Raw genomic sequence first — 11834 nt, 5'->3', positions numbered from 1 at the left:
AACAAAGAGAAAGAAACAACCATATACAAACCATATACAAGACAAGAAAATGGTGTTATTTATATAACAAAGTTTGCCCCAAACCTTAAATCATTAAATATCACCATTTACAAAAGCTTTAATGGCGATTTTGAATTACTACATTCTGAAAAAATTAAAGATGTTCAAGTAATCCAAAAAGCTTACAAATTAGAAAAAGGAAATTACAAAATAGTATTAAACTCGGATAATAACGAGTACACGGAATTCATTAATAATTAGTTTTAATGTCTTATTTAGTTTAGTTTAGTTGTAAAAAGTAGGCTGTAGTGGCCTACTTTTTTTTATCCTCTCTTTTTTCAATTATTACTTCTCAAATAAAAAGTCTTACTCCAGCATCTTAAGATTTTAATTTAAAATAACTCAACTATATACCTACAAAAAGCTTTTAATTTTCCAATTCTTTACACATTCAACAATAATGTAAATGTTAATCTCTTAATCTAAAATCTCTTCTTAAAGCTATCTTTTCTACAAAGAACATCATATTTATCTCTGCTTATATTTAAGTTTACACTCAAATATTTTTATTTCCTGCGCAAAAACTATCCTTCCTTCTATTAAAAATAATTATTCACAAATTATGCTTTTATACATAAACTGAATGCTTAGAAATTTTATTCAACTCTTTCTATTTAAAATTTTAGAAATTTTAGGCATATTATTACCAAATAATACCCAAGACTTAAATAAACATATTTGATTAACATTTACAATATTTCTTATATGTAATTCACAATTACCCATTAGATAATATGCTTAATTACCTTCCTAATATTCTATATTGATTTAACATAAAAAAGACAGATAAAATAGCATATAAATGCATTAATATCAATGTTTTACAATCTGAATTCTCATTATATATTTGCAGTGTTAAACGTTATAAAAAACGAATTATGAAAAACGTATTTAAACACTCCAAAAAAGGAATCTTAATGGTAACACTGTTTGCTACCTTGTTAAGTTTCGCTAGTGAAGTTTCATTCTATACAATTAAGAATGACTCTGAAAGAACCTCTATTACTTTGACAAATGCAAAGCAAGGAAACCTAATATCTATTAAAGATAACCATGGTATTGTATTATATAAAGAAACTGTACAACAAACTGGTGTTTACACTAATGGTTTTGATTTAACATCACTTCCAAATGGTTCGTATATTTTTGAACTTGATAAAGATTTAGAAATTAATACCGTTCCATTTATTGTTAACTCTAGCAATGTTATGTTTGATAAGAATTTAGAAAAAACAATCTTTAAGCCATACATAAAAGTTAATGACCACCTAGTTTTTGTTACTAAGCTTTCATTAAACAAAGAGCCTTTAAGTATTGATATTTATCTAGATAATGCAGCTTTTTCAACAAATTATGAATTAATTCATTCTGATAAAATTAAAGACACTAAACACATTGAAAAAGTTTACAAACTGTTAGATTTAGAAAAAAACACATATAAAATTGTCGTTAAAACTGAAAACAGAGAATTCTCAAAAATTATTAATTAAAGTTTAATATTAACTAAATTGGTTAAAGTGAGCTGTAATGGCTCACTTTTTTATTTTAAAACAATTTTAACTGACCATCTTTGGATTGCTCATACAAATCCAAATTAAGTTTAGGCATTTTACTTCCCTTAAAATACTTGTGTCTTGCTAGTCTTACCAAATTATTAATTTGCTCTGCTATTTTACCTTCTCCTCGCATTCTGGTTTTATAACGACTATCATTTAAATTTCCTCCATGACAGTTTTCTATTTGATGTAACACTTTATCTGCCCTATCTGGCATTGTTTTTTTTATCCAATCTGAAAAAATTTCTCCAATCGCTCCATTTAATCTAACAATAGTATGCCCTATTGATAGCGCTCCATGCTCTGAAGCCATTTTAGCTAAAGGCAATATTTCATGACTATTTATTGACGGGATAATAGGGGCAAGCATGACATTAACTGGAACTCCATTTTCACTCAACACTTTTACTGTTCCTAAACGCTTGCTTATAGTCGTTGTTCTAGGCTCTAAAATACGCCTAGTATCTTCCGATAACGATGTAATAGATATATTCACTGTTATTAAATTATCTTCCGCTAGAGCCCTTAAAAGATCTAAATCGCGAAGAATTAAAGCGTTTTTTGTAATAATACCTATTGGGTGTCTATATTTTAAAAACAACTCTAAACATTGTCTAGTGATTTCAAATTGCTTTTCTGCTGGTTGATAACAATCTGTATTCCCAGACATAACTATAGTATGAGCTTTCCAACTTTTCTTTTTTAATAGAGCTTCTAATAACTTAGGAGCGTCTTTTTTTACCAAAATGCGGCGTTCAAAATCTAAACCTGCACTGTAGCCCCAATATTCATGTGAATTTCTAGCATAACAATAAATACAACCATGCTCACAGCCTTGATATGGATTCATAGAATACGACATACCAACATCTGGACTTTCTATTTTATTGACTATTGTTTTTGGAAAAACTTCCAAATAAAGTGTTTTATTTTTATCGGCTTCTTCGCCTTCTTTTTGACAAAATTCTAAAAAATCATCACGCATTTCATGACTTAATTGAAAGAAACGGTTATGAATATTAAGTTGTGCTCCTCGTCCTTTAATAGGTGGCTTGAGCTTCATAATAATAAAGTTTAGAATGCAAACTGGAGTAAGTCGCTCTATAAAATTAATTTATTATTTACTCAAAAATGATTAAAGCAAAAATGGTTTATTAACAAACTACATATTGTAGCAAAATTGTAATTTAAATTCTCACAAAAAAACCAATAAACACTATAAATCAAACATTTAAAACAAAAAATCAAATTAGACTAAAGATAAGAGGTGACATCTTTTATATCCTTAAAACATAAAAACACAGCTAATTGATAAGCTTTTATAATAACGGCTTAATTATTTTCCAGTAAAATTTGCTTTTCGTTTTTCTAAAAAAGCAGTAGTTCCTTCTTTAAAATCTTCTGTACCAAAACAGTTGCCAAATTCTTGAATTTCCACATCAAAGCCATTAGCCCCTTCTTTAAAGTTAGCATTTATAGATTTAATTGCTGCTCCTATTGCAACAGAAGAATTACGAGAAATCTTAGTTGCTATTTTTTCACTAAGCGAAATAAGTTCTTCTTGTGTGGTTACATGATTTACTAACCCGTAAGCTAATGCTTGATTAGCATCTATCATGCCTGCTGTCATAATAAGCTCCATAGCCCTCCCTTTTCCTATTAATTGAGGTAATCGCTGGGTGCCTCCATATCCCGGAATTACTCCTAGCGATACTTCTGGCAGCCCTAATTTAGCATTATCACTAGCTACTCTAAAATGACACGCCATTGCTAGCTCCAAACCCCCACCAAGCGCAAAACCGTTTACTGCCGCTATAACTGGCGTTGATAGATTTTCAATAAAATTAAACAATAATTCTTGTCCTTTTGCTGCCAAATTTGATCCTTCTTCAACATTAAAATCTGCAAATTCGCTAATATCTGCTCCAGCTATAAATGCTTTTTCTCCGCTTCCTGTAACTATTATAACCTTAATGGCATCATCTTCATTAGCTATTTTGAAGGCTTTATGTAATTCTTGAATAGTCTCCTTGTTTAGAGCATTTAACTTCTTTGGACGGTTAATAGTAATGGTGTTTATACTATTTTCTTTTTCTGAAAGGATATTATTGTAATTCATAGCATTATTAATTAAGATTACTGCTTCTACAAGATTAAATTATTCTTTAGGGAATTCAACTTTAAATGTGGTTCCCCTATCTTTTTCCGAAATAAATGTAATACTCCCTTTATAGGTTTCTAGCATATTTTTAACCATAGCTAAACCAAGTCCCATACCACTTGTTTTAGTTGTAAACTTTGGCTCAAACACTTTTTCTTTATTTTCTTCCAAAACTCCAGAACCATTATCTGCCACAGTAATGACTACATTATTATGGTTCATACCAACATTAATTACAATTTTTGGCGTTTTGCCTTCTGGTATGGATTGAATTCCATTTTTAACTAAATTAGTAACTACACGTATAAGTTGTGTTCTATCAAATTTCGCTATAATCTCCTCGGCATCTGCTGCAAAAAAAATATAATCTTCATTAAAAATATCTAAAGCTAATTTTACAATTTTCACCACATTTAAGGTTTCATTTTGTTGCGCTGGCATTTTAGCAAAATTTGAAAATGCTGATGCAATTGAACTCATCGTATCTATTTGCTGTATAATTGTTTTACTGTATTCGTCTACTTTTAAATGAATATTCTCATCTTCTGGATTAAACTTACGTTGGAAATTTTGTACCGTTAAACGCATGGGTGTTAATGGGTTTTTAATTTCATGCGCTACTTGTTTTGCCATTTCTCTCCACGCTTGCTCTCTTTCACTTTTCGCCAATTGTACGGCACTTTCTTCAAGCTCATCAATCATACTATTATAGGAGGTAACCAGAGCTGAGATTTCCTCACTAGTTTCATCAACATCAATTTTTTTATTACGTTTTTCAAGTCTTGTTGTATTAATTTTATCACTAATTGTTTTTAAAGACTTAGTGATATATTTAGATAACAAGAAAGCTATTGTTATTGCAGTAAATAGAACAACCATAAATGCAACACTAATACGTTGTAAAAATTCCTGTAACTCTTTAGATAGAAAGTCGTCTTTCTCCAGGTATGGTAAATTTAATATAGCTATTGGCTTAGATTTTTGATCTGTAATATAAGTATAGGACGACTGAAATGTCTCGCCATTTTCTTTATGTTTATCTACAAACCTGTGAGTTGCACTGTTTGAAATAGCATTTAAAACTTCAATTTTAATACACTTGTCTACACCATTGCTTCGTAAACCTGCTTTTGATGATATTAATAAGGAACCATCTAAATCATATAAATTAATTTGAAGTTTGTGTATATCTGCAATATTGTAGATTTCTTCTTTAAAAATTAATGGAATGTTTTCTGTTTTAACTTCCCATGTATTTTGCCTACCATTTAGAATACGTTTGTGGTGCTTTTGAATATTTTCTTCCTTACGTTCTAAACGCCCTTTATGATAATCTTGACTTTGCTCTTTATATTGATAGATAGCTACTGCAGAAATTAGTATAGACCCTAAGAGGACTAACAATATCATTGTTAAAAAAATACGAGTTCGTAATGAAAGTTTTTTTCGTTTCAACTATACTAAATTTATTTTTTCATTAGCTTAAATATAACAATAATCAAACCAAAGCACTTAATAAGATAGGTATAAAAAGTAACAGCTAGTTAACATGTTGGTTGCGTTAGGGATTAAACGGTATGTTTGAGCTCTTTTTGTTTTTCTAAAAAACAAGAAAGCGAGTAGTGAAAGCCCGACCCTTGGGTAACGCCCATAAAAGTATTTACCTAAGTTTGAAAAATTGAAATTTCTCTTAAGCTTCGGGGTTTTTATCGCGTATGTTCTTATAAACTTTAAAACCTAACATAATAAGAATTCCTAAAACAATAATACCAACTACTCCCCACACCCAGTTAATAGCACTTTTTAAAATAACTAAAAATACAACTGCAAATAAAATAAATGTTGCACCTTCATTCCAAATACGCATAAAACTAGATGTTTTTTTAACTACATCGTTTTGTAATTGCTTATAATATTGATGTGTTTTAAGATGATAAATAATAAGTAAAGCCACAAAGCCTAATTTAACGTGCATCCAAGGTTCTTCTAACCATAATGGTTGTAATATCATTAACCAAATAGCAAATACTGTTGCTAAAACAGCAGATGGCCATGTAATGATAAACCATAAGCGTTTAGACATAAGCTTAAGTTGTTTACCTAAAATTTCTTTTTCTGGTGAGGGTTTATGAAAGGCTTCTATTTGATAGACAAACAAACGAGGGATATAAAACAGTCCTGCAAACCAAGTGATGACAAAAATTAAGTGAAATGATTTTATATAATTATAGTACTCCATAATTAATTTACTTTAATAGGTTGTTCTGCCCAGGTTTTAATCCATTTAGAAAGTAACATGACCCATTCTGCGTCATCATTTAAGCATGGTACTGTCGTAAAGTGATCTCCTCCCATTTCATGAAAAATCTCTTTACCTTCCATGGCTATTTCTTCTAATGTCTCTAAACAATCACTAACAAACGCTGGCGTTATTATAGCCATATTTTTAATGCCTTGTTTACCTAAACGTTCAATAGTTCTATCTGTATATGGTAGTAGCCAAGGATCGAAACCTAAACGCGATTGAAACGATGTAGAGAAAGTGCCTCCTTTAAATTGAAGCTTTTCGGCCACCAACCTAGTTACCTCTAAACATTGATGTTTATAGCAATATTCATGGGCTTTTGATGGTGTTACACAACAGCTCCCATCTATTTTACAATGTGATTTGGTTACATCACTTTTTTTAATATGTCGTTCTGGTACGCCATGGTACGAAAATAATATATGGTCGTATTTTTTATCTGCCAAATGCTTTTTTATTGAATTAGCAAGCACCTCTATATAATCTGGCTTGTTATAAAACGCAGGAACAGATTCTATTTTTAAATTAGGAAAATAGTCTTGACGAATTTCTTCGGCTAAAACGGTTATGGTTTCTGTAGTTGCCATAGCAAACTGTGGATATAGTGGAAACAACAACACTTCTTTAACCCCTTTATCAACCAATTCCTGAAAACCTTTTTTAATAGTCATGCTTCCATAACGCATGGCTAATGCTACAGGATACTCAACTTGTTCTTGTACTTTATTTTGAAGCCTTTCTGAGAGTACAATAAGTGGAGAACCTTCTTCCCACCATATTTTTTTATAAGCAGCAGCAGAGGCTTTAGGTCTTGTATTTAAAATAATCCCTTTTACCAGTAAATTTCTCGCCCATAATGGCACATCTATAACGCGCTCATCCATTAAAAATTCACCTAAATATTTTTTTACATCCTTTGGTTCTGGACTCTCTGGCGAACCAAGGTTTACGAGTAATACTCCTTTCATGCGTGGTAATTATTTTATATTACAAAAATACAATACTAATTTGTAATAGACATTAAAATAATATGTTTCGCAAATTGGAAACTAGACTTTGCTAATTTGTAATTGACCTCCTTGTCTTAAAATACTTATATTTATATATTCGCCCACCAAACCCATATTCTAAACTAATTAAATAATTTCTTTTTTATGAAAAGGATTTTACACCTTTTAATTTTATTTATTTCAACTTACAACTTCGCTCAACAAAAGTACCAAAGCCTTCTTTGGGAAGTATCTGGCAATGGTTTAGAAAAATCATCATTCTTATATGGCACCATGCATGTAAGCAAAAAAGTAGCTTTTAGGTTAGATGATGTTTTTTATAAAGCATTAAACAAAAGCGAATGTATTGCATTAGAGTCCGATCCTTCTACTTGGCTAGAGTTTAATTATAATAATTCAATGTTTAACCCAACAAACAACTCTTATAATAATAACTTTTACACCAACTTATTTAAACTAGAACACCCAAACCAATTAACTATTAGAAATAGTATTAGAATTGACAGTAGATTAATTGAAGGTTACTTGTACAGAAAAGATTTTGGATCTGATAATTTTGAAGAGGAAACATATTTAGATATGTTTATTTATCAAGCAGGAAAAAAGCAAAAAAAACCCATAATTAGCTTGGAAAACTTAGCAGAATCCAGATATTTAACCACTAAAGCTAGCTACAATCCTACTAAGAAAAAACCAGATACTTGGCTACAAAAACTTTTTACAAGAGAGAATCCTTATTTTATTCAAGAAAACACATATAGAGAACGCAACTTAGACCTACTTGACTCTATTGGAAATGCTGTTAACACACCTTTTTTTAGAGAACATATGCTATACAAAAGAAATAAAAATATGGTAAATGTTTTAGATTCTTTAATGCATAGCAAATCTATATTCTCTGGTATTGGAGCAGCTCATTTACCTGGAAAAAAGGGAATAATTAATATGCTTATAGAAAAAGGCTACACTGTTAAACCTTTAGTTTCCAAACAAACAACTTTTGGTAAACATGAAAAAAACAAACTGGACAATTTATTAATTAAACCAGAACTAACATTACAGTCTACCCCAGACAAATTCCTTACCATTAAAAGTTTTGATATATTAAGAGAATTTTCTCATGCTGGATTAAAATATTATTTAGCTCCAGATATGACTAATGGTGCTTTTTTAACTATTACCAGAATAAATACTTTTGAATATCTACCTCATGAAAAGCCAATTTCATTACAAAAAATAGACAATTTACTTTATGAGGATATTCCTGGTGATATTATAAAAAAAGAGAAACTCACACAACCATTTTCAGGAATTAGTATACTTAATAAAACAAAAAAAGGTGATTATCAAAAATATCACATCTACAAAACACCTTTAGAAATAGTCATTATAAAATTTGGAGGAAAAAAAGACTATGTTTTAAATTACGAAAAAGATATTTTTAACTCTATATCTTTTAAGAAAAACACTAACAAAGTACACACATTTACATCTCCTTATAATAAGTATAGTATAGAATTTCCGAAATATTATACTTCTGGAAACATTAATAATTCTGGCAAAAAACTAATTCAAGGTAAAATTAATAATGATATTTATTTTGCCCAAGAATCTCCTGTTCATGACATAAGTTATATTGAAGAAGACAAATTCGAGGCTAAACAAATTCACCATAGTTTCTATAAATATTTAAAAATTAAAGAAACAAGCGGATCTTTTAAAAATGAACTATACAAAAGCTATATCTCTAGAGCCAAACTAGACTCATTATCTAGCAAACAATTACATCTTAAGAGCATCGTTAAAGATGATTCATACTATTTACTTGGTTATATTGGTAACAATGAAAAAAAAGCAGCTACTTATTTTAATTCTTTTCAATTTAACAATATCACTTATAATAATTTTAAAAAAGTAACAGACACATCCCTGTATTTCTCTGTTAACACAAATACAAAACCCATATATATTCCGTCATATACAAATAGACAGAAAAAAACTTATGACGAAACAAATAAAGAAACTTTTTATAGAACAAAAGCAAATGAGCAAATATATATAACTAGAAAGAAATATCACGATTTACAGATGTTTCATAATATAGATAGTCTTTGGAACTCGCTCGATAAAGAAACTCTTTTTAAAAACCCATTTCTCGATCAGAAAAAATTAATTTTATCTAATAAAAAGAAAGATAAAAAAAGTAACACCTATACATACTCTTATCACATAAAAGACACTAGTAGCGCTAAAACAATCTTAGTAAAAAACATTCTTAAGCAAGGTGTCCTTTATAAACTAAAAACACTCACAGACAGCATCACAAAGCCTTCGAAATTTATAACTGAATTCTATCAATCATTCACACCAAAAGATACACTTCTTGGCAAAACCATATTTGATGACAAAACAGCTATTTTTTTTAAAGCCTTAAAAGAAAATGATAGCTTAGTTTTAAAAGTTTATTCAAAAATTAAGTTTAAAGAACATAATGTAGATGACATTATAGATGTTATTAAAAATTTCGATTTTCCTACGGACAGAATTAATATAAAAACGAATTTAATAAAGGAATTAGGATTCTTAAATAACAAAAAAATTAATCCTTTTTTTAAACATTTATATTTAAAATCTTACTCAGATCCTAAAACCCAATCTGCTATATTAAAAGCCCTATTAAATAAAAACAATATTGAATCTTATAATTTAATGATGGAATTAATTGAAAAAGACTTACCCCTAATAACAACCAGAGGAAGCTATCATTTTCTTCTTCAAAGAGATTCACTTCAGCTCAAAAAACATTTATTCCCCAATCTTTTGAAATATTCAACTATTAAAGAATACAAAAAACCCATTTATAAACTATTAGCAACATTAAAAGATAGTGCTTTTATAAAACCAAAACTTTATAAAAAATACAAAAATCAAATTATAAATGATGCAAAAATTGAAGTAAAAAGAAGCTTAAATTCAATAAAAAACCACACTTACTCAAAACACTATGATGACACTATAGAAAACTATGTCAAACTTATTTTTCCTTTTAGAAAAGAAAAAACCGCCATTGATTTTTTTGAAAAATTTTTAATAAGCAACAATACCAAAGCCTTAACTAAATATTACATGCTTTTAAAGAAAAAGAATGAAGATACTCCCTTAAAACTCATAGAAAAAACAATTAAAAGCCCTAAAAACCTATGGTATACTGTTGAGGTATTAAAAAGGAATAAGCTAAATTTTAATAAATACGGCATAACTCAAAAAGACTATGCTAGATCTATATTATTGCACATATCAAATTATCAAGAAAAAGATTCCTTATTATATATAGGCGAAAAAGAATTTAAAACAGATAAAAATGAATCCATTATAATGTATACCTACAAACAAAAAACAATAACACCTTATAACAGCAATACATATCTACATTGTATATCCTTTATAAAACCAAACAACAATGAGATTAACACAAAAGTTTTTTACAAAAACAGTATTTACATAGATGGCTCTATGACCGACAATGAAATTATTGATGACACCATAGAAACAATAAAACATAAGACAAGAAAACGAATAACGAAAGAAGATGATTTTTATACTTTAGGATTTAATTTTTAAATATCATCGAACAAAAAAAGCTTTACTATTACATAGCAAAGCTTTAGTGATTATAACAGTAAGTTTATCAAATAATTACTGTATCAATTAACAATTAAAACTACTCATCTAACTCAGATTTGTTATGTACCCATCCTGGTAATGTTGAACTATCAAAATTAGGTTTCTTTATAGTATTTACATTTTCAAAACATATAGCATCTACTAATGTTTTAGCATTTAAAATATCATATACTTGCTCATGCTGTGGTTTTGTAAAAGTTCCAACAACTAGATCTACATCTACATATTTATACACACCGTTTTCTAACATGAATGCAAACATTGTTTTTACATCACTCTCATAAAACTCAGTATTTTTATTATAATCAGCTTCATTAGCAATATAACTCTTACCAGCTACTAAAAGATATTCATTTCCCGAGGTTAAATTCTTTACGCTAACAGTACCTCTAAATAAAAGGTGATAATCTTTATGATAAATACCTTCTACCCCTTTTAAATTATCCTTATTCTTATTATACATTTCTTCAAAATAAGGAGAGCTAAAGCGTTTGATTTGACTAGAATGTATATGTTTTACATAATCTTCTTTTGTATTAAAATATGAAGGCAAGTTTACAGCACAATATCCAGGGTACCATATAGGCACATATTCATTATGCAATAGATCGTGACTCTCTTTTTTAAATATAACAGGACGATCATAAACTCTTGGGTTATAAAATTTATAGTTTCCAATTTTAAATAACTCACATTGATCCACCATCTTATCTTCTATTCCTTTAGTTTTACAAGAAGTAGCTATTAAACAAAAGAGTAACAAGGTTTTTAGTATTATTTTATTCATAATTTAGAGTGTTACTGCAAAACTTAAAATAAATCTAAAAATATTAGGAAATCTCAAGCTATACATGGTTAAGTTTTAGAGAATAAATAGACATTCATTCTTTTTTTGGTTTTAGTAAAAATAAATTGATTGAGACTGACGTATCAGATAATAGCTAATCTAGCTAATAATTGAAAGAGAAATTTTTCATTAGTAGAGTCTGGTTTTAGTTGGTTTAGGTGGTTGGTTTTCTTTAGTTGTCTTGAACAAATATAAAATTTTTTTTAAACAA

The 11834-nt window shown here is 28.8% G+C and carries 9 protein-coding genes; 3 read left to right on the top strand and 6 right to left on the bottom strand.

Annotation, left to right across the window (positions count from 1 at the left end; genetic code table 11):
- Both A8C32_RS20730 and A8C32_RS14100 read left to right on the top strand, forming a co-directional pair.
- The coding region (locus A8C32_RS20730) for a hypothetical protein (RefSeq protein WP_165605794.1) at positions 1 to 261 on the top strand (261 nt) is incomplete at its 5' end.
- A 677-nt stretch (positions 262 to 938) separates the two neighbouring features.
- Positions 939 to 1550, top strand: a complete 612-nt coding sequence (locus A8C32_RS14100) for a hypothetical protein (protein ID WP_069831070.1) — start codon at positions 939 to 941, stop codon at positions 1548 to 1550.
- Positions 1551 to 1605: 55 nt separating this feature from the next.
- Here the strand turns inward: A8C32_RS14100 and A8C32_RS14095 are convergent, their stop codons facing one another.
- The 5 genes from A8C32_RS14095 to hemH all read right to left on the bottom strand — a co-directional run bounded on the left by A8C32_RS14095 (position 1606) and on the right by hemH (position 7050).
- Entirely contained in the window at positions 1606 to 2679 is a 1074-nt protein-coding gene (locus A8C32_RS14095; RefSeq protein ID WP_069831069.1) for a PA0069 family radical SAM protein, read from the bottom strand.
- A gap of 273 nt (positions 2680 to 2952) precedes the next feature.
- A complete protein-coding gene (locus tag A8C32_RS14090) occupies positions 2953 to 3735 on the bottom strand; it encodes an enoyl-CoA hydratase/isomerase family protein (protein ID WP_069831068.1) in 783 nt (260 codons plus the stop codon).
- Between the two features lie 39 nt (positions 3736 to 3774).
- Positions 3775 to 5187 (bottom strand): sensor histidine kinase, encoded by a 1413-nt coding sequence (locus tag A8C32_RS14085; protein ID WP_069831067.1) that lies wholly within the window; start codon positions 5185 to 5187, stop codon positions 3775 to 3777.
- 280 nt (positions 5188 to 5467) lie between these two features.
- The gene (locus A8C32_RS14080) at positions 5468 to 6016 is read right to left on the bottom strand and encodes a CopD family protein (RefSeq protein ID WP_069831066.1); all 549 of its coding nucleotides are present in this window, start codon (positions 6014 to 6016) and stop codon (positions 5468 to 5470) included.
- A 2-nt stretch (positions 6017 to 6018) separates the two neighbouring features.
- A complete protein-coding gene (hemH, locus tag A8C32_RS14075) occupies positions 6019 to 7050 on the bottom strand; it encodes a ferrochelatase (protein WP_069831065.1) in 1032 nt (343 codons plus the stop codon).
- A gap of 186 nt (positions 7051 to 7236) precedes the next feature.
- Between hemH and A8C32_RS14070 the strand changes: the two genes are divergently transcribed.
- Positions 7237 to 10713, top strand: coding sequence for a TraB/GumN family protein (locus tag A8C32_RS14070; protein ID WP_069831064.1), 3477 nt, complete (start codon positions 7237 to 7239; stop codon positions 10711 to 10713).
- A gap of 100 nt (positions 10714 to 10813) precedes the next feature.
- Here A8C32_RS14070 and A8C32_RS14065 read toward each other — a convergent pair whose 3' ends face one another.
- Positions 10814 to 11563 (bottom strand): hypothetical protein, encoded by a 750-nt coding sequence (locus tag A8C32_RS14065; protein ID WP_069831063.1) that lies wholly within the window; start codon positions 11561 to 11563, stop codon positions 10814 to 10816.
- Positions 11564 to 11834: the final 271 nt, after the last annotated feature.

The organism is Flavivirga aquatica, from assembly GCF_001747085.1.
In the GTDB taxonomy this organism is placed as follows: domain Bacteria; phylum Bacteroidota; class Bacteroidia; order Flavobacteriales; family Flavobacteriaceae; genus Algibacter_C; species Algibacter_C aquatica.
The sequence above is the reverse complement of the archived record's forward strand: the minus strand, read 5'-3'. Positions and strand labels throughout refer to the sequence as shown.